General features: G+C 68.4%; 24 protein-coding genes and 1 tRNA gene. 15 read left to right on the top strand and 10 right to left on the bottom strand.

Annotated elements, in window-relative coordinates; genetic code table 11:
- Positions 1-48 precede the first annotated feature (48 nt).
- The 3 genes from P0Y33_RS04015 to P0Y33_RS04005 form a co-directional block, all read right to left on the bottom strand.
- Entirely contained in the window at positions 49-2,511 is a 2,463-nt protein-coding gene (locus P0Y33_RS04015; protein ID WP_279529266.1) for a DUF2309 domain-containing protein, read from the bottom strand.
- Positions 2,501-3,979: a proton-conducting transporter transmembrane domain-containing protein gene (locus P0Y33_RS04010; RefSeq protein ID WP_279529265.1), complete on the bottom strand. Its 1,479-nt coding sequence runs from the start codon at positions 3,977-3,979 to the stop codon at positions 2,501-2,503. The genes P0Y33_RS04015 and P0Y33_RS04010 overlap by 11 nt, the downstream gene beginning before the upstream one ends.
- Positions 3,980-4,179: 200 nt before the next feature.
- Positions 4,180-4,662 carry an Lrp/AsnC family transcriptional regulator gene (locus P0Y33_RS04005; RefSeq protein WP_279529264.1) on the bottom strand — a complete coding sequence of 161 codons (483 nt, stop codon included), beginning with the start codon at positions 4,660-4,662 and terminating at the stop codon, positions 4,180-4,182.
- Positions 4,663-4,778: 116 nt separating this feature from the next.
- Here P0Y33_RS04005 and P0Y33_RS04000 point away from each other — a divergent pair, with 116 nt between their 5' ends.
- Positions 4,779-5,204 carry a hypothetical protein gene (locus P0Y33_RS04000; protein WP_279529263.1) on the top strand — a complete coding sequence of 142 codons (426 nt, stop codon included), beginning with the start codon at positions 4,779-4,781 and terminating at the stop codon, positions 5,202-5,204.
- 6 nt (positions 5,205-5,210) lie between these two features.
- Here the strand turns inward: P0Y33_RS04000 and surE are convergent, their stop codons facing one another.
- The 3 genes from surE to P0Y33_RS03985 all read right to left on the bottom strand — a co-directional run bounded on the left by surE (position 5,211) and on the right by P0Y33_RS03985 (position 8,234).
- A complete protein-coding gene (surE, locus tag P0Y33_RS03995) occupies positions 5,211-5,984 on the bottom strand; it encodes a 5'/3'-nucleotidase SurE (protein WP_279529262.1) in 774 nt (257 codons plus the stop codon).
- Positions 5,985-6,103: 119 nt separating this feature from the next.
- Positions 6,104-7,516: a small ribosomal subunit Rsm22 family protein gene (locus tag P0Y33_RS03990; protein ID WP_279529261.1), complete on the bottom strand. Its 1,413-nt coding sequence runs from the start codon at positions 7,514-7,516 to the stop codon at positions 6,104-6,106.
- Positions 7,503-8,234, bottom strand: a complete 732-nt coding sequence (locus P0Y33_RS03985; RefSeq protein ID WP_279529260.1) for a prephenate dehydrogenase/arogenate dehydrogenase family protein — start codon at positions 8,232-8,234, stop codon at positions 7,503-7,505. Before P0Y33_RS03985 ends, P0Y33_RS03990 begins: the two co-directional genes overlap by 14 nt.
- A gap of 97 nt (positions 8,235-8,331) precedes the next feature.
- Here P0Y33_RS03985 and P0Y33_RS03980 point away from each other — a divergent pair, with 97 nt between their 5' ends.
- Positions 8,332-9,264, top strand: a complete 933-nt coding sequence (locus P0Y33_RS03980) for a response regulator (protein ID WP_279529259.1) — start codon at positions 8,332-8,334, stop codon at positions 9,262-9,264.
- On the opposite strand, the gene P0Y33_RS03975 is transcribed toward P0Y33_RS03980, so the two are convergent.
- Both P0Y33_RS03975 and P0Y33_RS03970 read right to left on the bottom strand, forming a co-directional pair.
- Complete coding sequence (locus P0Y33_RS03975; RefSeq protein WP_279529258.1) at positions 9,261-10,442, bottom strand: M24 family metallopeptidase; 1,182 nt, start codon at positions 10,440-10,442, stop codon at positions 9,261-9,263. The genes P0Y33_RS03980 and P0Y33_RS03975 overlap by 4 nt on opposite strands.
- A gap of 65 nt (positions 10,443-10,507) precedes the next feature.
- Complete coding sequence (locus P0Y33_RS03970; protein ID WP_279529257.1) at positions 10,508-11,509, bottom strand: hypothetical protein; 1,002 nt, start codon at positions 11,507-11,509, stop codon at positions 10,508-10,510.
- A gap of 186 nt (positions 11,510-11,695) precedes the next feature.
- Between P0Y33_RS03970 and aroA the strand changes: the two genes are divergently transcribed.
- The 3 genes from aroA (at position 11,696) to aroC (ending at position 15,827) form a co-directional block, all read left to right on the top strand.
- Positions 11,696-13,024: a 3-phosphoshikimate 1-carboxyvinyltransferase gene (gene aroA / locus P0Y33_RS03965; protein WP_279529256.1), complete on the top strand. Its 1,329-nt coding sequence runs from the start codon at positions 11,696-11,698 to the stop codon at positions 13,022-13,024.
- A gap of 51 nt (positions 13,025-13,075) precedes the next feature.
- A complete protein-coding gene (locus P0Y33_RS03960) occupies positions 13,076-14,431 on the top strand; it encodes an alkaline phosphatase family protein (RefSeq protein WP_279529255.1) in 1,356 nt (451 codons plus the stop codon).
- Positions 14,432-14,609: 178 nt separating this feature from the next.
- On the top strand, positions 14,610-15,827 hold the full coding sequence (aroC, locus tag P0Y33_RS03955) for a chorismate synthase (protein ID WP_328518040.1): 1,218 nt from the start codon (positions 14,610-14,612) through the stop codon (positions 15,825-15,827).
- 170 nt (positions 15,828-15,997) lie between these two features.
- Here the strand turns inward: aroC and P0Y33_RS03950 are convergent, their stop codons facing one another.
- Entirely contained in the window at positions 15,998-17,629 is a 1,632-nt protein-coding gene (locus P0Y33_RS03950) for a hypothetical protein (RefSeq protein ID WP_279529254.1), read from the bottom strand.
- A gap of 93 nt (positions 17,630-17,722) precedes the next feature.
- Between P0Y33_RS03950 and P0Y33_RS03945 the strand changes: the two genes are divergently transcribed.
- The 5 genes from P0Y33_RS03945 to P0Y33_RS03925 all read left to right on the top strand — a co-directional run bounded on the left by P0Y33_RS03945 (position 17,723) and on the right by P0Y33_RS03925 (position 20,194).
- Positions 17,723-18,355, top strand: a complete 633-nt coding sequence (locus tag P0Y33_RS03945) for a uracil-DNA glycosylase (RefSeq protein WP_279529253.1) — start codon at positions 17,723-17,725, stop codon at positions 18,353-18,355.
- A 66-nt stretch (positions 18,356-18,421) separates the two neighbouring features.
- Positions 18,422-18,556, top strand: coding sequence for a DUF7503 family protein (locus P0Y33_RS03940; protein ID WP_279527153.1), 135 nt, complete (start codon positions 18,422-18,424; stop codon positions 18,554-18,556).
- Between the two features lie 265 nt (positions 18,557-18,821).
- Positions 18,822-19,583 (top strand): glycosyltransferase family protein, encoded by a 762-nt coding sequence (locus P0Y33_RS03935; RefSeq protein ID WP_279529252.1) that lies wholly within the window; start codon positions 18,822-18,824, stop codon positions 19,581-19,583.
- Positions 19,584-19,623: 40 nt separating this feature from the next.
- A tRNA-Ser gene (locus tag P0Y33_RS03930) sits at positions 19,624-19,705 on the top strand.
- 144 nt (positions 19,706-19,849) lie between these two features.
- Entirely contained in the window at positions 19,850-20,194 is a 345-nt protein-coding gene (locus P0Y33_RS03925) for a DUF5785 family protein (RefSeq protein WP_279529251.1), read from the top strand.
- 32 nt (positions 20,195-20,226) lie between these two features.
- Here P0Y33_RS03925 and udk read toward each other — a convergent pair whose 3' ends face one another.
- A complete protein-coding gene (gene udk / locus P0Y33_RS03920; RefSeq protein ID WP_279529250.1) occupies positions 20,227-20,898 on the bottom strand; it encodes a uridine kinase in 672 nt (223 codons plus the stop codon).
- Between the two features lie 128 nt (positions 20,899-21,026).
- On the opposite strand from udk, the gene P0Y33_RS03915 reads away from it, so the two are divergent.
- From P0Y33_RS03915 to P0Y33_RS03895, 5 genes are all read left to right on the top strand, one after another.
- Positions 21,027-21,593 (top strand): CBS domain-containing protein, encoded by a 567-nt coding sequence (locus P0Y33_RS03915; protein WP_279529249.1) that lies wholly within the window; start codon positions 21,027-21,029, stop codon positions 21,591-21,593.
- A gap of 137 nt (positions 21,594-21,730) precedes the next feature.
- Positions 21,731-22,837 carry a branched-chain amino acid ABC transporter permease gene (locus tag P0Y33_RS03910; protein ID WP_328518039.1) on the top strand — a complete coding sequence of 369 codons (1,107 nt, stop codon included), beginning with the start codon at positions 21,731-21,733 and terminating at the stop codon, positions 22,835-22,837.
- Positions 22,834-24,171 (top strand): branched-chain amino acid ABC transporter permease, encoded by a 1,338-nt coding sequence (locus P0Y33_RS03905; RefSeq protein ID WP_279529248.1) that lies wholly within the window; start codon positions 22,834-22,836, stop codon positions 24,169-24,171. Before P0Y33_RS03910 ends, P0Y33_RS03905 begins: the two co-directional genes overlap by 4 nt.
- Before the next feature lie 49 nt (positions 24,172-24,220).
- On the top strand, positions 24,221-25,042 hold the full coding sequence (locus P0Y33_RS03900) for an ABC transporter ATP-binding protein (protein WP_279530085.1): 822 nt from the start codon (positions 24,221-24,223) through the stop codon (positions 25,040-25,042).
- Positions 25,039-25,743 carry an ABC transporter ATP-binding protein gene (locus tag P0Y33_RS03895; RefSeq protein ID WP_279529247.1) on the top strand — a complete coding sequence of 235 codons (705 nt, stop codon included), beginning with the start codon at positions 25,039-25,041 and terminating at the stop codon, positions 25,741-25,743. The genes P0Y33_RS03900 and P0Y33_RS03895 overlap by 4 nt, the downstream gene beginning before the upstream one ends.
- Positions 25,744-25,868 lie beyond the last annotated feature (125 nt).

The raw sequence follows: 25,868 nt of genomic DNA, 5'->3' as shown, positions 1-25,868 counted from the left end.
GACGGTTCGCCCCGGACGGCCCCGTTCGGCCGCGGGAGGCCGCGCCGGCTAGTCGGCGGTGTGACTCGGCGTCGGGACCGGGACCTCCGGTTCGGGACCCTCGGCGCGTGCCCACTCGAGGTCGCCCGCGTAGTGGAACGCCGCCCCGTCCTGCTCTGGGTCCAGCACGGTCAACCGTATCCACTCGTTCTCGACCAACTGGCGGAGGTTCTCGTGGTGACCGAGTATCTCGGCGACCCTGTCCGTCGGCGCGTGGACGACCGCCGTCAAGCGTAGAGGTTGGTGGTACGTCTGGTCAGACGTCGCCGAGAGCGACTGGAGCGGCAGCCCGGACATCGGGTCGCCGCCGTTGCCCTGGAAGACGCCGACGTTGCCGACCGGGTTCTGCGTGGTCTTCGACCCGCTCCCGTAGACGGCGTTGTCGACGGTCGCGAAGTAGTACTGGTTGTTGATCCACTGCGTGACCACGAGTGGCCCGGTCAGGATGGCCTCCAGCGCCTCGCCGTCGGGGTCGGTCGTCCAGTTGTAGGAGTGGAGGAAGGTCCGACCGTCGAGGTCCGCGTCCGCGGTTAGGGTGCGGGGGCCGACGACGAACGAGGCGTTGCCGGCGAGTCCCCACTCGGGGCGGGTCTCCGCCCAGTCGGCGGCCCGGCGTTCGACTTCGCGGACGCCGCCGACGTCCCCGTCGTCGCTCGCCATCGACTCGACGCGTTCGCTCGCGGCGCGCTCGCGGGCGTGGTCGAGGTCCTCGCGTAGCCGCTGGAGTTCCTCGCGGTGGCTCTCGGGTACGTCGGCGTCGAACAGCGTCACCTCGTCGGTAGTCGTGTTGTGTTCGGCCGCGAGGAACACGGTGTCCGACGGGACGTCGAAGCCGCGGTCGCGCAGAGCGGAGCGGACGGCGTCGTCGTTACAGATGGCCGCGAGGACGCGCGCGTTCGGCCCGCCGGGGTTGCCGGCACAGGCCCCGCAGTCGAGACTCGACTCGAACGGATTGTTCGTCGTCTGGCTCGCGTGGCCCGTGAAGACGACGAGGCGGGCGAACTCCTCCCAGCCCATCAGTTCGAAGGCGGTCTCGGCGTAGGCCACCTTCTCGCCGAGTGTCATCCCCTGCGGGAGGGCGTCGTCCGCCCCGGTGTCCGCGTCGGCCGGCCGGTCGAGCGTCGGCGTGCAGAACGTCGACGGACCGGGAATCCGGCTGTCGACGGCGTCGACGGCGTCGTAGACCGCCGACGGGAGGAGCGTGCGCGTCGCCATCGCCGCGCCGTAGGCGCTACCGGCCCCTTCGACGAAGGTGAAAGCGGCGGCGACGTTGTGCTTGAGCGTCTCGAGGTGCTTCCGACCGGTCTGCACCAACTTCGTCCACCGGTCGTGGGTCGCCGCCTCGTCCTGCTGGTCGGGGTCGCGACGCTCGGCGACGCGGTGGCGTGGTTCGACGATGGGCGGGCAGGCGTCGATCTCGACGTCCGACGCGTACGGCTGGTAGCGCATGGGGACGCCGAAGAAGCCCGCGTAGCCGTGTGTCTCGTAGGGGCCGACCGCTTCGAGGTGGCGACGGACGATCTCCGAGCGCGTGTCGATACAGAAGACGAGTTGTGCGTCGGGGCGCTCCTCGTCCTCGGTGCTCGATTCGTCCACCGTCCGGTCGACGTCCGAGAGGAGGCGCTGGCGGTGGCTCTTCTCCCACGCGCGCAACCAGAGTTCGGCCAGCGGGACGTCCCCGTCCACACCGACGGCCGGCGTCGTCTCCCCGTCCGCGTCGGCGTCGAGGCCGGCCGGTTCGACGGGCGCGTCCAGCAGGTCGACGAGCGTCAGACGCACCGCGAGGTACTCGGTCAGCGAGACGGGGGCCGCCGTCTGCCACGGGTCGGCGTCCGCCTCTTCCCGCCGCTTGACGAGACCGGCCCACCCGGGGAGTGCGGCGAGGTGGCGTTCGAGGATGGACTCCCAGCGGTCCTGTGGGTAGTCGGAGAGCACCCCTTCGAGCGCCGCCGAGGGCGTCTCGGGGAGGTCGGCCGCGTCCGTACACCCAGGAATCTCGTCGTCGTAGGGGGCGAGTCTCCGCCAGGCGGCGTAGAAACCGCGCTCGCGGTTCGGCATCGGCCACTCCGCCCGCCCCTCGTCGAGGAAGGCGGCGAGCCACTTCGACAGCACCCGGTCGACGGTCTCCGTCGCGGGGTCACGGTCGCGCTCGCGTTCCCGTTCGCGTTCGACCTCGGCGGCGGCCAGTTCGTCGAGGAGGGCCTCGGGGTCTCCGTCGACGCCGTGGGCCGCGAGTTCGGCCTCCAGCACGTCGGGGTCGATGCGCCCCGCCTCCCACGCCCGGCGGAAGGTCGAGGTGTCGGGGTAGCCGCGGCCGCCGAACAGGTCCTCGGCCTCCGCGACGGCCTGGTGGAACGGACGGTTCTCGAACCCGGCGAGGGGGTTGGCCGTGACGAACGAGTGGAGCGGCCAGACCGACCCGACGGTCTCCGCCGCACGTTCGACGTGTGCGTCGAGGTCGTTACGCGTCATCGTAGTCCTCCTTCTGGGTGAGAAGGGTCGTCGGAGCCGGTTGTGAGAGGTTCAACAGCGCGACGTAGAGTCGGTCGCTGGAGCGGTGCAGGTCGAACTCGGTCACGAGGTAGGCGACGACGAACGCGGCGGCGACGCCGAGGTGGACGACCGACAGTTCGGTCGGGGACTTGGTCATCGGGACGTCCGCGAGCAGCGCCGCGATGGCGTTGAACAGGACGCCGTAGACGCCCACCGCACTCACGACGACGAGGGGCACCGCGACGAGTCTGACCCACGGTGTCAACGTCGGCCGCCGGAGGATGTCGCGCGCCGCGTGCAGGGTCGTCAACACGACGACGAGCGCGAGGACTGCTCCGCTGTTCAGCGCCAGTCCCTTCCCGGTGAGCACGGCGAACAGCACGCCGCCACCGAGGGCCGTCACCAGACTGACGGCGACCCGCGGGACCGTCAACCGGGCGTGGGTGCCGTCCGATGGGACCGTCTGCTCGACACCGGTCCCCGACGAGAGGAAGAGGTACGCCTTGTAGAAGCCGTGCAAGACGAGGTGAGTGACGGCCGCGGCGAAGAATCCGAGTCCACACTGGAGAATCATGAACCCCATCTGGGCGAGCGTGGAGGCACCCAGTTCGCGTTTGACGTCCGTCTGGACCAGGAGCAATGCCTGCCCGATCAGGGCGCTGAGGGCGCCGACGACGACGGCGAGGGACATGACGCTCGGCGTCTCGACGAGCAGCGGCGCGAAGCGGGTCAGCAGGATGCCGCCCGCGTTGACGAACCCGGCGTGCATCAGGGCCGACGCCGGCGTCGGCGCCGTCATCGAGGAGAGCAGCCAGGTCTGGAAGGGGAACAGCGCCGACTGGATCATCGCCGCCCCGAGGAGACACGCCGCGGCGGCGAGTGCGACGGGTCCAGAGAGGGCGTCGACGCTCCCGAGGATTCCGGAGATGGCGGTGCTCCCCGTCCCCCACGCGAGGAGGGAGAGCGCAACCGTGAGCAGACCGCTGCTAGCGAGGAAGTAACGGCGGGCGAGACCGGCGGCGGCCTGCGCCTGTGGCCACCCCTGCGCGTGGCCGATGAGCGACGACATCACCAGCCCCATCGCGAGCCAGGCCAGCGCGAACAGCGCCAGGTGGTCGGCGGCGGTCAGCGTCAGGACGACGAGCGTGAACGCGAAGACCCGACCGAAGAACGCGTCGCGGTGCGCGTCGCCCGCCATGTAGCGCCGGGAGTAGCTGTGGACGATGCCGCTGAAGAAGGTCACGACGACCCACATGACCACGGTGAGACCGTCGACGACGAACAGACCGGGGACCGACCACTCGGTCCCACCTCGCACCGCGAGCGCCCCCACGCTGAGCACGAAGAGTGCCCAGACTACCCAGGTCGTCGCTCGAGGCACGACGGCCGTCGACGTCGTCGCCTCGGGGAGTGATACGGTGTCGGTTGGGGTGGGTTGGTCGGCCATCGTTCGGTGTGTGCCGACCAGTCCGGTGTGACGGGGGCCGTCTGCGCGAACTGGTCGGTGTTACTCCTGCGTAGAACACACTGGTTATTATAGACTTTGATTCGACCAATTCGTTCGAAAAGTGTGGTAGAGTGGAACAAGGGTACAAATAGGACTTCGGTTCGAGCAATACTCCCGGTCACCGAGACGGGAGTCGCCGTTCACTCGTCCCCGCGCTCGTCCTGCGAGGAGAACTTCTCGAAGGGAGTCGTCTCGTGACTCCGGACGAGCACCTCGTCGGCGACGGTCAGTCCCATGTCGAACAGTTCCTGCGCGATGGGCGTGATGTCGCTGTCGGACTCGCCGACGGCCGTCACGAGGAGGTTCTGTTCGCCCGTCACCAGTTCCTGGACGGAGACGACGCCGGGGATACCCAGCACGTCGTCGATGAGGTCGCCGCGTTCCGGAATCGGCGCCGTACAGAAGAGCAGCATGCGGAGGGGGTAGCCGGACTTCTGGTAGTCGACGTCGGCGCTGTACCCCTTGACGATGCCCTCGGACTCTAGTCGCTGGATGCGCTTGCGGACCGTGCTCGACGAGGCCTCGGTCCGTTCGGCGATTTCGCCGGACGAGAGGTCCCGTGCGTCCTCCTGTAGCGCGTAGAGTATCTCTCGATCGGTGTCGTCGATTTCGTAGTCGCTCATACCACCGCATTTGCCCGGGAACGGCATAAGTGACTTCGCCCGGCGAGGCGCGGGGAACGAACGGCGAACCGACCCGAAGGGTAAACTGCCAGGGGAGCGACACTCCAGGTAGCGACATGCCTCCACACCGGTACGAGCGGTTGGTCGAACACGTCCGTCGGCAGGCCGGAGACCTCCTTCGAGCGGCGATGTACTACGACGCCGACGGACGCGAGGTACTCTACCGCAGACCCGACCTATCCGAAGCGGCCCTGCGACTCGACGCCGACGAACTCGCCGACCGACTCCGCGAACGCGACGCACTCGCCACAGAGAGCGACGTCTCTGGTGTCCGCGGCCCCGCCGAGGCGACCATCGAACTCCACGAGAACCTGGTGTTCGTCCACCTCCACGAGAGCGACCTGCGGGGCGTACTCCTCTCGCTCGACCGACGAGTCGCCCAGAACCTCTCCGAGTTCGTCGACGACTGCGTCACCATCCTCGTCCCGACCGAGGAGAGGCGGTTCTTCGCGGCGGACCGCGGCGAGGAAGAACTCGGGTAGTCGGCCTCAGTAGGTCTCCGCGAGGGCGTCCAGCGCCTCGTGGTGTTCGGTCGTGTGTGGGGCGGTCAGCGGCGAGACGCTCACCTTCCCGTCGAGGACGGCCCGGCGGTCGGTCCCCGGCGGGTCGTCGACCTCGCCCGCGTCCATCTTCTCCCACATCCGGTCGTGGAGCGTGATGCGCCCGTCGCCGTTCCGCGTGGCCGTCATGTCGTACCCGTGCGACGGGCGGGTGACGACCATCTCGTCGGTGCTCCGGTCGGGTCGTGGCGTGTTCACGTTCAGGTACTCGGCTTGCTCGAAGACGCCCGAGTCGAGGGCGTGTTCGGCGAGGTAGGTCGTGGCGTCGACCGCAGTCTCGTAGTCGTCGACGGCCGTCTCGCGCTCGAACTCCTCGGAGGTGAGGAACAGCGAGACGGCGATGGAGGGGAGACCGAAGAAGGCGGCCTCGACGGCCGCGCTGATGGTTCCCGAGCGCCCGAGGACGTACTGCCCGAGGTTCGCGCCCTTGTTACAGCCAGCGACGACGAGGTCCGGGTAGGGACCCAGGGCCTCCAGGCCCGCGACGACGCAGTCGGCGGGCGTGCCCGCGATGGCGTAGCCGAGTTCGTGCTCGTGGACGGCGACTTCGCTGGACATCGCCCGCCCCGTCGCGCTCTGGTTCTCGGCGGGCGCGACGACGGTGACGTTCCCGACGTCCGTGAGACCGTCGTAGAGGGCACGGATGCCGGGGCTCTCGATGCCGTCGTCGTTCGTGAGGAGAATTTCGAGGTCCGAGGACATACCCGTGTGGTCGGAAACGGAGGAGAAAAGCCCGTCGGTGGTCGGCGGCGGCGAGTGACCGGAGACGGACCGCCGCTATGCCGAGATTCTCACTCGCTACCGCTCGCTCCGAATCTCGTTCACCGCGCGTAGACGTCGACGATAGTCTGCTCGTCGCAGACGAGGTTGTACGCCTCCTCGTCGTCGTTCCAGAGCGCGAGCACCTGCTCGAAGACGAGCAGGTCGCCGTACTCCGCGTCCAGGAGGTCGCGGTTGAGCGCGTTCTCCTTGACGAGGACGGCGTAGTGTTCGACGTCCTCGCTCCCGTCGCTGATCTTGAAGAGGGGGTTGGCGCCCTCGCCGGCGAGGTTTCGCGAGAGTTTCGCGGCGACGAGGTCGATGCGGTCGGGGACGTGGTGGCCCATGTCGACCATCTTCGCGTAGCGTTTCTCCGAGAGCGAGACGTCGAAGCGACGCTCGCCGTCGGTCCGCAGGAAGGAGTAGGAAAACTTGACCGAGGTGTTCGTGAACGAACTCGGGTCCGAGGCGCCGCGGGCCAATCGCTCCTGAAAGCCCGGCGTCGCGAGGTCCGGGCGCTCGTCGAAGGACCACCCGCGGTCGGTGGGTCGCTCACCCTCCCAGAGGCGGACCGTCGGTCCGTACACCGTGGCCGCCTCGTGTGCCTCGACCGTCCGCTCGACTTCGCGGAGGTGCGTGCTCGTGTGCTTGTCCGCGGGTGCGGTGGCGACGAACGTCCCGTCGTCGGCGAGGGCGTCGAGGTAGCGTTCGACCACCGCCACGGGGTCGTCGAGTTCGCTCAGGACGTTGTTGAAGCAGACGAGGTCGTAGGCGCCGGCCTCGAACTCGAACGCCTCTGCGGTCTCGCGGGTGATCGAGGGGTGGAAGTTCGACCCCGTCTCGTCGAGGAGGTCGTCGAGGACGTCTGCGGCGGCGCTCGGTTCGACCGCGTCGTAGTCGACGAGGACCGGGTCCTCGGACGACGCGAGGTAGTCGTGGAGACCGAGGGCGGGACCGCCGACGCCCGCGCCAACGTCGAGGACGCGGAGGTCGCGGGTGAGCAAGCCGTCGCGTGCGAGGTCGTCGAGGACGTACTGGACGGTCGCGTAGTAGTCCGGGAGGTGGTAGATGGCGTAGGCGAGTGCGACCTCCTCGTCGTACTCGACCGGGTTGCGCCGGTAGTAGTCCTCCTTCAGTTTGCGGATAGTCTCGCGCAGCGAGGCCCCCGAATCGCCGTCGTGCCAGTCGCGGCCGTAGCGCTCGATGAGGAGTTCTTCGAGGGCGAAGGCGTACTCGTTGGGGAGTGCCTCGACACCGTCGAAGTGGACGCGCACGGGGTCGTCTTCGACGGGGACGAACGCGCCGTCCTCGCGCTCGACGAGTCCGAGGTCGGCGGCCTCCTCGCGGAGGGCGACCCTGACGGCGCGGTGGTCGGGTTGCCCTTCGAGGTAGTCGGTGATCTCCTCGGGGTCGATCGGGCGGACGTTCCTGAGATACTTCGCGGTGTCGCGGAGGTCGTCTCTATCGACTGGCATCGTCGTACAAATCGGCGAATTCGTCGTGGTCGGCGTCGGCGATACGTCGAGCGGCCTCGGCGACCTCGTCGGCCCCACCGAACGTCTCCTGGATGTCGGCGTAGACGCGTGGGGTCCCGCCGGTAACGCGGTCGGCGAGGTCCGAGAGGTGGTCGTAGACCGGCGTGGCAAGTTCCGCAGGCACGTCGTCGGCGGCGAGGGCGAAGGCGAGAATCGCGGCGTGGGTCCGCCCTTGAATCGTCTCCATCGCCTCGTCGTGTTCGTCAGGTTCGACGTCGACGAGGTCGTTGCCCGCGTCGGCGAGTTCCCGGCGGATGCGGTCGGTCGCGGGGCCGGGTGCGCCCTCGGCGACGGCGACGGTCCCCGGCGCGTGCTCGGCGGCGAACAACGGGTGAAAACTCACGCGTTCGCGGGCGGGCGCGACGCGGGCCATCGCCGAGAGGGGGTCGCGCATCGACCCGGTGACGTCGACGACCGCCTGCTGGGCCTTCTGTGCGTGTTCTTCGACGGTCTCGACCGCGGCCGTCATCGGGACGGCCACGCAGACGAGGCCGAAGCTCTCGTCCGTCGAGAGGGCGACCGTGCGGCCCCGGGGACCGAGGGCGTCTGCCGCCCGTTCGGCCGTCTCCGGGTCCGCGTCCGCGAACGCGACGTCCGAGTCGAGGGTCTCGGCGAACCACCGACCCATCTCCCCGGCGCCGACGACGAGTGCCTCCATCGTCTGTGTGTAGCGCGACCCGGGCCAAAAGCCGTTCGCTCGGTCGCCGTCCGCCAACGAATATTTATCCGGAACGGCCGTCTAGTTCGACGTACACATGGAGGGAATCCGCGTCCTGTACGTCGGCAGAGAGGAGGACGTGGATCGTCGTGCGGCGGCGTTACGGGATCACGAACCGGGGCTGACGGTCGACACCGCCACGTCCGGGTCCGGGGCACTCGACGCACTCTCGGAGCGAACCGTCGATTGCGTCGTCAGCGAGTACGACCTCGGGGGAATCGACGGACTCGGACTCCTGAACCTCGTCCGGGACACCGACCCCGCGATCCCGTTCGTCCTCCTCGTCTTCGAGGGGTCCGAACAGGTCGCCAGCGAGGCCATCTCCGCGGACGTCACCGACTACGTCCCCGTGGGAGAGGACTTCGAGGCGGCGCTCGACGACCTCGGCGACACTATCTACGACCGCGCCGAGTACTACCAGGCCGAACAGGACGTCGCGATGCTCAACGACCTCGCGCGGAACGTCTACGAGCGCATCACGGACGCCTTCTTCGCGCTCGACCGCGAGTGGCGCTTCACCTACCTCAACGAGGAGGCCGAACGCCTCCTCGACGTCCGCGCGGAGGACGTCATGGGCGAGAACATCTGGGAGACGTTCCCCGACGCGGTCGGCACCACCTTCTACACCGAGTACCACCGCGCCATCGCGACGCAGGAGGCCGTCACCTTCGACGAATACTTCGAACCGCTCGGGAAGCACTTCGAGGTCCGGGCGTTCCCCGCCGAGGACGGACTCTCGGTCCACTTCCGTCGCATCCGCGAGGGCGAGGACGCCGCCGGCGACCACCTCCTCGAACTCACGAACGTCCTTACCTACGACCTCGTCGACTCCATCCAGAGCGCCCGCGACGCCCTCGAACGCGCGGAGGCGAACGGGGCCGACGCCGAGGAACTCGAAGACGTCGAGAACGCCCTCGACCGGATGGACGACCTCATCGACCACAGCGTGACGCTGACGACCGAGCGCTAGACCTCGAACTCGACGGGGTAGTCGGTCAGGTTCTCGTAGCCGTCCTCGGTGACGACCACGATGTCTTCGATTCGCACGCCGCCGACGTCCGGGTCGTAGAGGCCGGGTTCGATGGTGACGACGTGACCCGCCTCGAGTTCGTCGTCGGCGCGGTCGGAGACGCTCGGCGACTCGTGGACGTCGAGACCGACGCCGTGACCCGTGCTGTGGATGAACCCCGTCTCGGTATCGGGGTCCGAACGGAGCGTCGGGTAGCCGGCGTCCTCGTAGACGTCGCAAACCGCACCGTGGACGTCTGCGCCCGTGACGCCCGCTTCGAGTGCGTCGAGCGCCGCGTCGAGTGCCGCCTCGGTCACGGCGTAGAAGTCGCGTGCGTCCTCGCTCGGTTCGCCCCGCACGAACGTCCGGGTCATGTCCGAGTGGTACTTCGTCTCCTTGTCCCGCGGGAAGATGTCGACGATGATGGGTTCGCCCGCTCCGAGCGGACCGCTCCCGCGGTTGTGCGGTTCGGCGGCATCCGCACCGCAGGCGACGATGGTCTCGTCGAGCGCACAACCGTGACGGAGGAGCGTCACCTCGATTTCCTCGCGCACACGCTCGCTCGTGAGTGGTTCGCCGGCGTGGTGGAGGACGCCGTCCTCGACGGCGGCACCCGCGATCAGGTCCTCGGCGGCGCGCATGGCCGCCTCGTTGGCCTTCTGGGCGACGCGAATGTGGTCGACCTCGGTCTCGGTCTTGACGGCGCGCACGTCCTCGACGACCTCGTCGCCGTCGGGTTCGACCGCGACGTCGCGTTCGCGCAGGGCGTCCGCGGAGAAGAGCGGGAAGCGCCGCGGGACGAGCACCGACGACACGCCGACCTCCGTGAGGAAGTCGGCGAGGGCGTCGCCACGAGCGGTCTCGCGACCGACCTCCTGGGCCCGTTCGCGGAGGTCGAAGTCGTTCCACCGGTACACCGTGTCGGCACGGCTCTCGGACTTCGCGCGGCCGTACTCCAGCGACGAGACGAGGAGGGCCGTCTCCTCGGGCGTGTAGAGGGTGACGAACGGGTCGGGCGCGTCGAAACCCGAGAGGTAGCGCTGGTTCGACTCCTCGCTGGCCGCGTCGAGGAGGTAGCCGTCGAACCCTCGCTCGGCGAGGGCGGCGTCGAGTTCGGAGAGGTCCGGGTCGACAGTCATACCGGATTCGTCCCCGCCCGCGAGTAAAACCCTACCGGGAGCGGAGGAGTCGGCCCACCGCTTACTCACTCGACCCGCTTCGAGGAGACGGCGAACGTCTCGCCCTCGTACCGGAGTAATCTGGTGTCGTCGATACCGAACGGCGGGATCGACCCGCTGCCCTTCCGGGCTTTCAGCCGGACCGTGTCGACGCCCGACTCGAAGTACGGGAGCGTGTTGCGGTAGCGCCAGTCGCGAACTACCTGCTCGGGAATCCGCCGCCGGGCGTCTTCGTGGTCGCTCCGCCGGACGGTCAGAACGTGCGTCGTCGCGTCGTCACCCATCGGCGTCCCCTCGACGACGGCGGTGACGGTGGCCCCGTCACGGGTCGTCCGTTCGACGCGGTCCGTCGGCTCGACGTCGATGGTCGGCCCGTCGAACGTGAGGCGTGTGACGAGACCGACTCGCACGGCCTGCTCGCCCTCGCCGAGCGACCCGTCGACGGTGAAGGCGTAGGTCCCGCCACCGAGGCCGGCGACGGTCCCGCCGTCCGCGCGCGGCGCGTCACGGGCCGCCGGCGTCACGGCCGACCGCGAGGTGTCGTGGTCGAGCGTCAGCGCCCACGCGTGGGACCCACCCGGGTCGAGGACGTGGAGGGGGACCGGCCATCGCTCCGGGTAGACGTGGAACCACGTGCCGTCGACGTGCTTCCACAACGACCACCCGTACGGGTTCAGCGCGAACTGGACGTCGGTCCGGTTCGTCAACGAGAGCGTCACACTCCCCTCGGGTAGCGAGACGGTCGTCGCCGTCGGGTCGAGGACGAGCGGCGCGCTCGCGGGCGCGCTCCGCGTTCGGACGACACGCTCGACACCGGTGTCGTCCGAAAACGGCGATTCGGGGACCTGACGCAACGGGACGCCGACCGACGCGACGGCGCCGGCCGTCGCAGTCGTGTCTGTCGAGGTCTGGGCGGTCGTTCGAGTCGTCCCGGACTCGTCGGGACCAGCCCTGTTCCCGGTACATCCGGCGAGGCCGGAGACGGCCAGCGAGGTGCCGGCCGACGTGAGGAGGGCACGCCGTCGCATGGGCGTGCTATCTGTCGGTACAGGTAAGTACCTTCTGTGGGGCCGAACGCGACCACCGGTACAGGTCCGCGTCGGAACCGCCGAACCGTCGCGCGGTCCGGCACCGTCGAGTGCGGGAGTCGAACGCCCCGGGCGAAATCGGACGCCGCCGGAACGCTTAGGCGGCGGCCTTTCGTCCATCCGAACATGAAGGTCACAATCCGCGAGTCGACGGTTCACGGGGAAGCACACGCCCCGCCGTCGAAGAGTTACACGCACCGCGCCGTCCTCGCAGCGGGCTACTCGGACGCCGACGAGGAGATCGTCGTCCACCACCCGCTTCTCTCGGCGGACACGAAGGAGACGATGGCCGCCGTCCAGGCGTTCGGCGGCGACGTCCTCGAAATCGAGGGCGCCATCGAGGTCGACGGGTTCGCCGGCGAACCCGAGGTTCCCCCGGACATTATCGACTGCGGGAACTCCGGGACGACGATGCGTCTGACCGCCGGGGCGGCGAGTCTCGTCGACGGCCTGACCGTACTGACCGGCGACGTCTCGCTCCGCGACCGCCCGAACGGCCCGCTCCTCGACGCCCTCCGGCAACTCGACGTCGACGTGGAGTCCCGCGAGGGCGGGCGCGCCCCGCTCGCCATCGTCGGCCCCACCGACGGCGGCGAGGTGGAGATTCCGGGCGACGTCTCCTCGCAGTTCGTCACCTCCCTCCTCATGGCCGGCGCCTGCACCGAGGAGGGAATCGACGTCGAACTCACGACGGAACTCAAGTCCGCGCCCTACGTCGAGATCACCGAGGAGGTCCTCGACGCGTTCGGCGTCGACGTCGAGCGCACCGACGACGGCTTCCACGTCGAGGGCGGCCAGTCCTACCGCCCCGAGGGCGACGAGTACTCGGTCCCCGGCGACTTCTCCTCGGCGTCCTACCTGCTCGCCGCGGGCGCGGTCGCGGGCGACGAACCGGTCCACGTCCACGAACTCTACCCCGGCGCGCAGGGTGACGCCGCCATTGTCGACGTCCTCGACCGGATGGGCGCCGACGTCGAGTGGGACGAAGACGCGGGCGTCGTCACCGTGGAACCCTCCGACCTCTCGGGCGTCGAGGTCGACGTCGGCGACACGCCGGACCTCCTGCCGACTATCGCGGTGCTCGGCGCCGTCGCTGACGGCACGACCCACATCACCAACGCCGAGCACGTCCGGTACAAGGAGACCGACCGCGTGGCCGCGATGGCCACGGAACTCGAGAAACTCGGCGCCGAAGTCGAGGAACACGAGGACGAACTCGTGATCCACGGCGGCGACTCCGACCTCGAAGGCGCGGCGGTCGACAGCTACACCGACCACCGCATCGTCATGTCCCTCTCCATCGCCGGCCTCGTCGCCGAGGGCGAGACCGTCATCCACGGCGGCGAACACGTCGAGATCTCCTTCCCCGGCTTCTTCGACGTGCTCTACGACCTCGGCGCGGACGTCCACCGCGAGAGCGAGGAACCCGAGGTCCCGCCCAAGCCGACCGAGTAGTCGCGCCGACCGCCCACCCGTTTCTTGGGCGACCCGTGCGTCGCTCCGCGTATGCGACGCGACGACCACGCCGACGACCTCCTCCGCGCCCACGCCGAGGGCGAGTACGTCTTCCCCGACTACGGCGGTTACTGCTTCGCGGGCGTCCCCGGGACTGCCCTCTCGGCCCTCGACGCCGCACCCGAGGACGTGCCAACGCTCCCCGGCGACGTGTTCGCGGGCGTCGACACCGAGGGAGTCGAGAACGTCGTCGTCCTGCTCGTCGACGGCTTCGGCTACGACCAGTGGTGTCGCGCGGAGGACACCGACTACCTGGAGACGACGCTCCTCGGTCGACTCTCCGAACGTGGGACGGTCACGCCGCTCACCGCGTGTTTCCCCTCCGAGACGGCCGCGGCCGTCCCGACGGTCCACACCGGTCAGTACGCCGCCGAGCACGGTCAACTCGGGTGGTGGCAGTACGTCCCGGAGATCGGCGCGCGAGTCCAGACGCTCCCCTACGTCACCGGAGAGGGTGAGCCAGTCCGGCAGGTCTACCCGGACGCTCCCGCGCCGTCGAAGACGCTGTACGACGCCGACTCGCTGTACGACGACGTCGCCCCGGAGGTGAGCACGTCGTTGTTCGAGCCGTCGGACATCAGCGGCGCCGACGAGCAGACCTTCTCGGCGGGTGCGAGTCGTTACGTCGGTTCCGAGAACGCCGCCCAACTCGCGGTCCAGTTGCGCCGCACGCTCGAAGGCTCGTCGGGCGAGAAGTACTGCTACGCCTACTTCCCGCAGGTAGACGCCGCCTCCCACCGCGAGGGACCACACGCCGCCGCGACGGACGCACAACTCGAAGCAGTCCTCGGGGCGCTCCGGCGGGAACTCCTCGAACGCTGTAGCACGCGCGTCGCGGAGCGGACGCTCGTCGTCGTCACGGCCGACCACGGCCACGTCGACACCGAGGGAGAGAACGTCGACATCCGAGGGTACGGCCCGATCTGGGACAACCTCGCGACCGGACCGGACGGGAACCCGATCCCACCGGTCGGGAGTTCGCGGCAGGTCCAGTTACACCTTCAGGACGAGACGGTCGAGGCAGTGCGGTCGGCACTCGAACGCAACTTCGACTGCCGGACGTTCACTCGCGAGGAGTACGAGGAACGGGGGCTGTTCGGGCCGGTCGTGGGTGGCGAGAGCGGTGGTAGGGGAAGTGGCAGCGGTGGCGACAATAGAGGTGGGAGCGAAAGCAACGGGAACGCCTACGAGCGCCACGCACCGGACCTCGTCTGCGTCCACCGCGAGAAGGGGATGTGGGACGACGACACCTCGCTGAACCACGTCGGGAAACACGGCGGCCTGACGCGCGCGGAGATGCTGGTTCCGTTCGCGGCGGCGCGGTTGAGCGACCTCCAAGGGGAGTGATGGCTGACACGGGGGAGCGTTCCGAGAGAGTCGGTCTCGCGCGGGACGGCACTCCACCGGTTTCGCGTCTCGCCCCGCGACGTCGGTCACGTCACGGTCCGTCTGGTCCCGCCTTCCTACTTAAGTGCAGTTGCGAGTATTGAAACCTCTAAATGGCCCCGACACTGAGTCACACGTAATGAACGGCAACCGCTTCGGTCGCCTCTTCCAGGTGACCACCTACGGCGAGAGTCACGGGCCCGGGATGGGCGTCACCGTCTCCGGCTGTCCCGCCGGCCTCGAACTCGACGAGGACGACATCCAGCACGAACTCGACCGCCGCAAGCCCGGCCAGTCGATGATTACCACCTCGCGCGGCGAACCGGACGAGGTGTCCATCAACTCCGGCATCCAGGACGGGTACACGACGGGCACCCCCATCGGGATGACCATCGAGAACAAGGACGCCCGCTCGGGCAAGTACGAGCCCTTCATCACGGCGCCACGGCCCTCCCACGGCGACTTCACCTACTCGGCGAAGTTCGGCACGCGCAACTGGGGCGGCGGCGGCCGCTCTTCCGCACGCGAGACCGTCAACTGGGTCGCGGCGGGCGCCATCGCGAAGAAGATTCTCCGCAAGCACGACATCCGCGTGAAGGCCCACGTTAACCAGATCGGCGACGTGAAGTCCGGCGACGTCTCCTGGGAGCAACTCCTCGAGAACACCGAGGAGAACGACGTCCGGTGTGCCGACCCCGAGGCGGCCGAAGAGATGCAGGACCTCATCGAGGAGTACCAAGAAGAGGGCGACTCCATCGGTGGCTCCATCTACTTCGAGATTCGCGGCGTTCCGCGAGGGCTGGGTGCCCCGCGCTTCGACTCCGTCGAGGCCCGCCTCGGCCAGGCGATGCTGTCCGTCCCGGCCTCCACCTCCTTCGAGTTCGGTCTCGGCAAGGAGGCCCGCACCTACTCCGGCCTGGAGCGCAACGAGGACTGGACGTTCGACGAGAACGGCGACCCAATCCCCGAGGGCAACGACCACGGCGGCCTGCAGGGCGGCATCACCACCGGCCAACCCATCTACGGCGAGGTGACGCTCCACGCGCCGACGTCCATCCCGTCTGCCCAGCAGACCGTCGACTGGGAGACCGGCGAGACGAAGGAGGCGAAGGTCATCGGCCGCCACGACCCCGTCCTCCCGCCGCGCGGTGTCCCGGTCGTCGAGGCGATGCTCCGTCTCACGATCCTCGACTTCATGCTCCTCTCCGGGCGCATCAACCCGGACCGCCTCGACGACGCACCGGGGAAGTACGACACGGAGTACCACCCGAGCAGCCCGCGCAACGACCCCGAGGAAGCCGACACGAAGGTCGAGTCGGTCGACGACGACGCTGACGCCGACACGGACGACGAGTAATCAGTCCCGCGCGTACGCGGGAACCACTGCTTCTCCCCGCGCTGCGGAGTCGTAGAGCGCTGCGTCCGCCTCCACGTCTCTGAGGCCGTGTTCGGCGTCGGGACCGGAGTTCGAGCTGGCGAGCACGCGGGTAAACGAAGTAGTCGAGACAGCACTGTAGGGACGGACCGCTACTGCTCGACCGAGAGGGAGAACGCCGACCCGCGGTAGCGAAAGCGCGCCGGCGGCTTCCCGCCGACGGCCGTCGCGACGACCCCGGGCGTCGTGACGACGCGGACGCGCTCGACGCCCGGTTCGAAGAACGGCAGCGAGTTCCGGAGGACGTCGTTCTCGCCGTGCATCACCTGTTCGGCGAGGACCACTCGGTCGGCGTCGTCGGCGCGCTCGACGACCGCCGTGACGGTGTCCGTTCCGGCCACTTGTGTCCGGACCGTGACTGTCGACCCCTCGCGGGTGGTGGAGACGCCCGTTTGCGGGACGACGGACACGGTTTCACCGGTCAACTCGACCAGCGCGGCGACCCGGCGATTCGGGACCGACTCGCCCTTCGTGACCGCGTCGTCCGCGTTCGCACCCTCGTCTCCGTCGTCGCCGATTTCGAGGCTGAAGGCGTACGTCCCGGCACCGAGGTAGGTCGTCGACGGGATGCCGGTCGCGAACCCCTCGTCGGCGAACACGGCGCGCTCGACCTGGTGGACGTCCCCGGGCGGCGTCCCGGAGACGAACGCCGGCGTGACCCACCGACTCGGACCCCACGGAGCGATCGGGTACCACGCCTCCGCGTGTCGCTTGTGGACGGCGAGAGTGCCGGGAAGTCGGAGCGTCGACAGAGAGTGGTTGACGAGGGAGAAGCGGAGTCTCGCGGGGAGGTCCGCGCGTTCCGTGGCCGGCCGGAGGAAGAGCGACGCCGTCGGGTCGAGGTCGTGGTACCACACCGTCTCCATCGAACCGGGGAGCGGGTCGACCGACTGGCCGTGGAAGCGCGACCGACCGTCCGGGCCGGGGGCGCCCGTCTCCCAAGACACGAGCGAGAGTAACGGGTCGCCGTTCCAGTCACCCCCGTTCGGCGACGCGAGCGGTGTACGAAAAGTCTCGAGTGGGGCAGTGTCGAGTATCCCCCGGAGTACGCGGTACTCCCCGTGGATTCGCTCGCGGCGGGCCACGTCGACGCGCGTCGGGAGCCACGAGTCGGGCGCCCACTTCAGCCGCCACCCACCGTTCGGCCCGCGTTCGTCCTCGGGGACGTCGTCGGCGTCGACGAGGTCGTGGTTCGCGGTCGGGGCGAGGACGTACGGGCCGAACTCGTGGCCGTCGAAGAGCGGGACGCGCCCGAGGTCGAGCGTGCGTGTGTCGGGACCGAACGCGGGCCGCCAGTCCGCCCGGAGCGTCACCCGGAGGAGGGCGGGGTGCTCGTCGGTGGCGGACCGGACGAACGCGGCCGCGACCGCGACGCGACCACCCCGGTCCCCGTCGCGGAACGGACCGCGGGACTGCTCCCGGACGGAGAAGGTCGTATCGAAGAGCGAGAGCGTCCGGCCGGCCGGTTCGAGCGTCGTGACCGAGTGCGTCCGGTGGCGCTCGTCCGTCGGTGGGTCGGGCCACTCGCCGTCCGCTGGCGGGTCGTCGGGCGTCGGGTGAACGGTCGTCTCCGCCGGTCGGGTCGTTCGCCCGGGACCGTCGTTCGACCGCGGTCCCTCTCCGGACGGTCCGCCGGCGAACAGGTCGAACAGCGAGGCACACCCCGAGAGCGACGACGACCCGGCGGCGAGTGCGGCGAGGAGGGCACGCCGACTGGTGGGCATACTCGAACTGTCCCGACCGACCGGCAAAGCCTTTCTCCCGCCTCGACGCCCCTCCAGGCCACTTTTACGCGCGCGTGGGTAACCCTCCCGTAGATGGACGCCCACCAGGAGAGCCAGCGGAATCCTTACGGGATGGACGAGGACTGCCGGAACTGCGAGGGACTCTGTGACGTCCGCGAGCGCGTCGTCCACGGCTACGGCGACGTCGGCGCGGACTTCGTCTTCGTCGGGGAGGCACCGAGCGAGGGGGCCGAGCGGACCGGCGTGCCGTTCACGGGCGACGCGGCCGGCGAACGCTTCCAAGACATCCTCGGCCAACTCGGTCTGAACAACTCCCTGCCGTCGAGCGAGGAACCGGAACTCGACAACGCCTTCCTCACCTACCTCGCGCGGTGTCGCCACCCCGACCGGCCGCCCGCCGACGACGAAGTCGCGACGTGCGAACCCTACCTCACCGCCGACGTCCGGATGATCAACCCCGAGATCCTCGTCCCGGTCGGCGAACGCGCGCTCGCCGCGCTCGGCGAGGAGTACACCACGACGCCCGCCGCGGACCTCGACGTCGTCGAACACCACGGGACGACCATCCGCGGGCGTGGCTTCGAACTCGTCCCGATGGTCCACCCCGCGAACCAGAGCGACGAACAGAAAGAGGCGTTCGTCACCCGATTCCTCGACCTCATGGGCACCGACTACCGGCAGACGAAGGGCCGGCGCTCCCGGTAACAGACTTTATTTCATCTCTATTTGACCGCAACTTATTTTATTACACAGTTCATTGTATGAAATGAGATGGCTCGCAAGGCCCTGCAGAACGCGGTCGCACAACACCCGAAAGCCGTCGGCGCGCTGTTCACGAGCGCAGTCGCCCTCTCCCAGGTTCAGTCCACGCTGGCCGTCTGGGGTTGTGGCTCGCTCGGTCCCTGAGTTCCCGGACAGACACACTGACCAACTGACACTCCGAGACTGACACTCTCACGACGCCGACGCGGCCCACCTCCCCACGCCGGCCGCGTCGCGTCACGTCGACCTCTTCCACCGTCGGCCCACTCCCCCTGGGCCGACGACCGGCCGAGACTGACACTCGTCGGCCGTCGCCGCCGTTTTCGCCGGGATCGGGCGTCACTCCGGTCCCGTTCTCGCCCCGCCGCCGACCGCGTCTTTCAAGCGGCGGGCGCGTCCACGTTCCGCCATGACCGTCAACGTCCTGATGGCCGACCCGCCTCGCGAGGGCCTGGTACTCTCGCGTCTCGTCGAGACGTCGCCGCTCGACGAGGCGGCGGCCGCCGGCCTCTACCGCGCGATGTTCCAGGACCTCGTCTCGTCGGCGGCCGACAGCGGCGGGCCGACGCTCGTCAACTACCGCCCCGAGGACCTCCTCCCCGACGCCTACACGACCGGCGAGTCGGTTGAGGCGGAACTCCGGGGGTACGTCGAGGAGGTGCTCCCGCCCGAGGACGCCGAGGCAGTCCGCTACGAGGTGCAGGTCGGGTCGACCTACGACGCGCGCGCCGGCAACACCGTCACCCACCTCCTCGAAGAGGAGGGCGAGACGTCCGTGGCCGTCCTCGACCCCGTCGCACCCCTCCTCGCCCGCAAGGACCTCGACAGCGCGGCGATGAAACTCCGCCAGCGCGACGTCGTGCTCGGCCCCGGTACGGGCGGCGAGGTCCACTACGCCGCCTTCTCCGACCCCATCGACTTCGCGGGCGCCTACACCACCCCCGAACTGGAGACGCTCACCCGCCGCGCCCGCGACGCCGGCCTCGACGTCGACTTCGTCGAGGAGCACGTCACCGTGACGACGGGAGACGACCTCCTCTCGCTGCTCGTCCACCTCCGCGCGCGCCGCGCCGCCGGCCGCATCGTCCCCGAGTACACGGCGACGTACCTCGACAGCCTCGACCTCCGGGTGCGCGACGGCGACGACGGCCCCGTGCTCGCACAGGGGTAATCGACAGGTCTTACTGCCGGCAGGCGATAGTGCCGAGCGAGGTGAGGTGGCAGAGCGGCCTATTGCGCCGGTCTTGAAAACCGGTGGCGTCAGCCTCCTGGGTTCGAATCCCAGCCTCACCGCATTCTCCCGAGAATCACGGCGCGTAGTCTCGGCTCCGCGTCGTCGAAACAGTTGAACGATTGTACAACTGTTCAACTGTCTCCGTCACGCGGGACCGCCGACAATGGGCAACCGTTTTGGCGTTGCCTGTCACACTCTCGGGTATGCCCGAGATGATGGACCCTTCGGGGCGGGATTGGCCCCACGACCCCGACGGCGAGAAGGGGAGCGAGGGCGGCCGCAAGTACGGGATGGCCGTTCTCTCGAAGATGACCGAAGAGGGCGAGGACTACCCGCTCGACCTCGACGCGTTCGTCGAGGAGTACGGCGAGTGGCCCGTCCGCATCAACTACAAGAAGGTCGTCTCCGTCGCAGACATCTTCGACCACGTCGAAGAAGACGAAGTCGAGACGAAAGTCGAGTTCCACAAGGCCGTCGGGCGCGCGATGCGCCGCGGCGACCTGTGGGACTACCACCCGCAGGGGAAGTCCGCCGAGCAGCGCGCCTGAGCAGTCTCCGTTCTCTCCCGGTTTCGCGACGTCTAGCGCGAGCGCTCCGACGTGTCGAGGTCGGCCTCGCGGGCCGCCCACTCGGCGACGTTCCCGGACTCGGCCTGGACCTTCTCCTCGAGGAGGGTGACCGCCATCGAGTTCGCCCCCTCGGGGATGATGATGTCCGCGTGTTTCTTCGTCGGTTCGATGAACTGCTCGTGCATCGGTTTCACCGTCGAGAGGTACTGGTCCATGACGCCTTCGAGGTCGCGCCCGCGGTCGACGACGTCGCGTTCGATGCGCCGGAGGATGCGTACGTCGGCGTCCGTCTCCACGTAGATGTGGAGGTCGAGCATGTCGTTGACGTCGTCGTCGTAGAGCGCGAGGATTCCTTCGAGGATGATCACCTCGCCGGGTTCGACGTGGACCGTCTCGTCCTTCCGGAGGTGTTCGGAGAAGTCGTACTGGGGCATCTCGATGGCCTGTCCGGAGAGGAGAGCGTCGAGGTGCTCCCGGAGGAGTTCCCACTCGAAGGCCGAGGGGTGGTCGTAGTTGACGTTGGCCCGTTCCTCGAACGCCATGTGGCTCAGGTCCTCGTAGTAGTTGTCGAGGGCGACGAGCGTCACCGACTCCCCGACGTTCTCGCTGATCTCCCTGGCGACGGTGGTCTTCCCGGCGCCGGTGCCCCCGGCGATGCCGATGGCGAACGAGGGGATGGTCATCGTCTACGCTAGAGTGGCGAGTCGGGTTTCAATCTCTCGTTTCGACGCCGTGACTCTGGAGGTTCGTCCCGTGGACGCTTGAACGTACCGGGGATACCTTTTAGTCCGAATCTTTGTTACTCGATACCATGGATAGAATCGCACTCCGCGACGTGATGACTCGTGACTTCGTCGGCGCGACCGAATCGGACGCCCCCCGGGAAGTCGGCACGCTCCTCTGCGAGGAAGACGCCGACGCCGCCGTCGTGCTCAGGGGCGAAGAGCCGGTGGGGTTCCTCACCGCGGGGGTGTTACTCGAACACGTCCTCGAGGGCGGCGGGGACGCGACCGCGGCCGACGTGATGGACGACCCACCAGCGACGCTCAGACCGGAGGCGAGAGTGGACGACGCGCTTGCGACGATGCGCCAGCACGGGACCGACCACCTCCTCGTCGCCGACGGGACCGGCGTCCTCGGACTCGTCCACGTCCGCGACCTCGTCCACGCGAGAGGGGCGGAGACGAGCGCGGCGGCAGACGTGGAGACCGTCGCACCCGAGGGCGAGACCAACCACGCCGCGGACGTACGGACGAACGGCGGGACCGACGTCGACGTCTTCTCGCGACAGAGTATTTGTGAGGTGTGTGGGTCGCTCAGCGACTCGCTCTCGAACCGTAACGGCCAGCTCGTCTGCACCGACTGCCAGGGCGTCTGAGGGGTCGTCACACCTCCCGCCGGGAACGTGTCGTCCGCCGTACCTGTCGGTATCCCCCGTGTACGGCACGCTACAGCCGATTCTGCGAAAGGCTTATAGCTGCTTCACGGTGCCAATGCACTTAGGGATAGTAGAACATGGGAATAGCTAACACATACTCGCGTACCCGCCAGACAGTGGTGGACCGGCCGGGGACGCTCGTTCTCGGGCTCGTCGTGGTCCTCCTGGTGGGAGACCTCGTCCGCGGGCTCGCGACCGGAACGATACAGTTTCACGACCTCGGGTCGCTCGCCTGGGACGGGCTCATGCGCGGGCTGGTCATCGGTCTCGCGGGCGTCGGGCTCTCGATGACGTACAGTATTCTGAACTTCGCGAACTTCGCACACGGCGACTACATCACCAGCGGTGCCTTCGCCGGGTGGGCCACGACGTACGTCGTCGCCGGACTCGGACGGGCCGACGTCGGGTCGCTCGTCCTCGTCGGCGCGGGCGGGACCGTCTTCGGCGGCGCGCTCGGTATCAACGTATTGAACACGCCGTTCGCCGTCCTCGCCGGTGCACTCGTCGCGGGCGTGTTCGCGGTGGGGCTGGCGCTCGCCGTCGACAGGACCGTCTTCGCACCGATCCGCGACGCCGGCGGTATCACGCTCCTCATCGCGAGCGTGGGGGTCGCCTTCGCGCTCCGCTACCTGCTCCAGTTCGTCTTCGGGTCGGACGTCCGCGGGACGACAGCCAGCCCCCCGCAGTACCAGATCCACCTGGTCGACGGCGCCGTCTACGTCTCCACGCACGACCTGGCGCTCGCCGCCGTCGCCGGCGCGCTGATGCTCGGCGTCCACCTCCTCCTCCAACTCACCAAGCTCGGGAAGTCGATGCGCGCGATGGCCGACAACGAGGACCTCGCACGCATCACCGGCATCCCGACCGAGCGAGTCATCGAGGCGACGTGGGTCATCGGCGGCGGTCTCACCGGCGTCGCCGGCTACATGTTCGTCCTCTGGAAGGGGACCCTCGGCTTCAACGACGGGTGGCTCCTCCTGTTGCTCATCTTCGCCGCGGTCATCCTCGGCGGCATCGGTTCCATCTACGGCGCCATCGCCGGCGGACTCGTCATCGGTCTCACCGCCTCGATGTCCGTCCTCTGGATCCCGTCGGCGTTCGCACGCGCGGCCGCGTTTCTCGTGATGATCGTCATCCTGCTCGTGAAACCGAAGGGGCTCTTCGCCGGGAGGACGACCGCATGAGCGCCGAACGGGCTTCCGTCCTCGACCGACTGCTCGACGGTGACGTGAAACTCGTCGCCGCGGTGCTCGGCGCGCTCTACCTCGCCTACGTCCTCTCGGGCGTCGTGCTCGGCTACTCGCTGCGCGGGCAGTTGAACGCGATCGCCGTGCTGACGTTCTACATCGGGGTGTTCGCCATCCTCTCGCTCTCGCTCAACCTCCACTGGGGGTACACGGGGCTGTTCAACATCGGCATCGTCGGCTTCATGGCGGTCGGCATCTACGTCATGGCGCTTGTCTCGAAGCCGATCTACCAGCCCGGCAGCGCGGCGCAGGTCGGTGGTCTCGGTCTCCCGCTCCCCGTCGGCATCGCCGTCGGGATGGCCGCGGCGGCTCTGCTCGGACTCGTCGTCGCACTACCGGCGCTCCGCCTCCGGGCGGACTACCTCGCCATCGTCACCATCGCCACCTCCGAGATCGTCCGGTTCACGCTGCTCTCTTCTGAGTTCCAGAAGTTCGAGCTGTTCGGCCGCCTCGTCGGCTTCGGTGGCGGGTCGGGCGTCATCCTCGACTACCAGGACCCGCTCGCAGCGTTCTTCTCGGCCGTCGGACTCCAGAGAGCCTACCTCGGACTCGTCGACGGCTTCCGCGCCTTCATCCCGAACAACCCGAAGCCGGTCGTCGACGGACTCGTCTACGGCGTCCTCCTGCTGGGCTTCGTCGTCGCCTACTACTGGCTGCTGAAGCGGACCGGCGAGTCCCCGTTCGGGCGCGTCCTCAAGGCCATCCGCGAGGACGAGACCGCCGCCAACTCCCTCGGAAAGGACACCAATCGCTTCAAGATCAAGGCGTTCATGCTCGGCTGTGCGCTCATGGGGCTCGCCGGTATCCTCTGGTTCATGTCCCAGGGCGCGGTGACGCCCAACACGTTCCGCCCGCGCATCACCTTCTTCGTGTGGATCGCGCTCATCATCGGCGGCGCCGGTTCGAACACGGGTAGCGTGCTCGGTGGCGCCATCTTCGCGGCCGTCCTCTACCAGGGACCACGCTACGTGAAGAACCTCCTCGAAGCCGTCCTCCCGCAGGCGAGCGCACCCAGCGGGTTCGGCCCCGCCGTCGCGCCGCTCCTCGGCCAGGGTGACCCGCTGCCGTTCGTCTGGTACACCCTCGACAGCATCCGCCAACTCCAACTCGTCATCATGGGGTTGGTGCTCGTCTGGTTGATGCACAACCGACCCGAGGGACTGCTCGGCCATCGCAAGGAGACGGCGGCGAGTATCGACCTCTCGTCCAGAACTCGCGGGACGACGCCACGGGCCGCCGACGGCGGCGTGGAGGGTAAGCACGATGACTGACCAGACACGTACGGGCGGCGGCAAGGGGGCGCCCGACCCCGACGAGTCGATGGACGCGAACGTGACCCTCGCGACGGGCGACCCGAACCTCGCCGCCGACCACGAGTACCCACTCCAGGTGGACAACCTCCGGAAGTCGTTCGGCGGTATCACGGCCGTCGACGGCGCGACCTTCCGTGTGGAACGCGGCACCCTGACCGGCCTCATCGGACCGAACGGCGCCGGCAAGTCGACGACGTTCAACCTCATCACGGGTGTCCACCAGCCCGATTCGGGGTCGGTGACTTTCAATGGCGAGGACGTCACGGGGCTCGAACCACACCAGGTGGCCGGTCGCGGGATGGTCCGGACGTTCCAGATCGCCCGCGAACTCGGAGAGATGACCGTCCTCGAGAACATGATGCTCGCCCCGCAGAACCAGATCGGCGAGCAACTCTGGCGGTCCGTGACGCCGGGGCTCCGCGGCCGCGTCGTCGACCAAGAAGCGGAACTCCTCGAACGGGTGTGGGAGACCCTGGAATTCTTCGAGATCGACCACATCGCCGAGGAGTACGCCGAGAACCTCTCGGGCGGGCAGCGCAAACTCCTGGAACTCGCGCGCGCCCTCCTGACCGACCCGGACGTCCTCCTCCTCGACGAACCGTTCGCGGGGGTCAACCCCTCGCTCGAACGCCGCCTCGTCGAACACATTCACACACTCCGCGAGCGGGGCTACACGTTCCTGCTCGTCGAACACGACATGGACCTCATCATGGAGAACTGCGAACACGTCATCGTCCTCCACCAGGGGCGCGTCCTCACCGAGGGGACCCCTGCGGAAATCAAAGCGAACGAAGAAGTCGTCGAGGCCTACCTCGGGGGGAACGTATGAGCCTGCTCGCGGTCGAGGGTCTCGACGCGGGCTACGGCGACCTCCAGATCCTCACCGACGTCGACATGGTTGTCGACGACGGCGAGTACGTCACCATCGTCGGCCCGAACGGCGCCGGCAAGTCGACACTGATGAAGTCGGTCTTCGGACTCACGTCCCACATGGGCGGGACGGTGACGTTCGAGGGGTCGGACATCACCGGACTCGCCCCCGAGCAGATCATCCACGAGGGAATCAGCTACGTCCCGCAGAACGACAACGTCTTCGCGTCGCTCACGGTGCGCGAGAACCTGGAGATGGGCGCGTACATCCTCGACGAGGTCCCCGAGGACGCCCTCGAAGCCGTCTTCGACCGGTTCCCCATCCTCCGCGAACGCCAGGACCAGAAGGCGGGGACGATGAGCGGCGGCCAGCGACAGATGCTCGCGATGGGCCGTGCGCTGATGCTCGAACCCTCGCTATTGCTCCTCGACGAGCCCTCGGCGGGACTCGCCCCCGACCTCGTCGCCGACATGTTCGACCGCATCGACGCCATCAACGACGACGGCACGGCCATCCTGATGGTCGAACAGAACGCGAAGGAGGCGCTGCGGCGCTGCGACCGCGGCTACGTCCTCGCGAACGGCGAGAACCGCTACGTCGATCAGGGCGAAGTGTTGCTCCACGACGAGCAGGTCCGCCAGGACTTCCTCGGCGGGTGAGGAGTCGGCAGGTCGGACACAGGTCCGTGCCGGCCCGGGCTACACCGTCCGCGTCGACCACCGGCGTCCGTGGTAACTCGACGCTCGACACCCTTATCCGTGCACTCACCCTACGTATGTTTGTA

This window comes from Halospeciosus flavus (assembly GCF_029814175.1).
Classification (GTDB): Archaea; Halobacteriota; Halobacteria; order Halobacteriales; family Halobacteriaceae; genus Halospeciosus; species Halospeciosus flavus.
The sequence above is the reverse complement of the archived record's forward strand: the minus strand, read 5'-3'. Positions and strand labels throughout refer to the sequence as shown.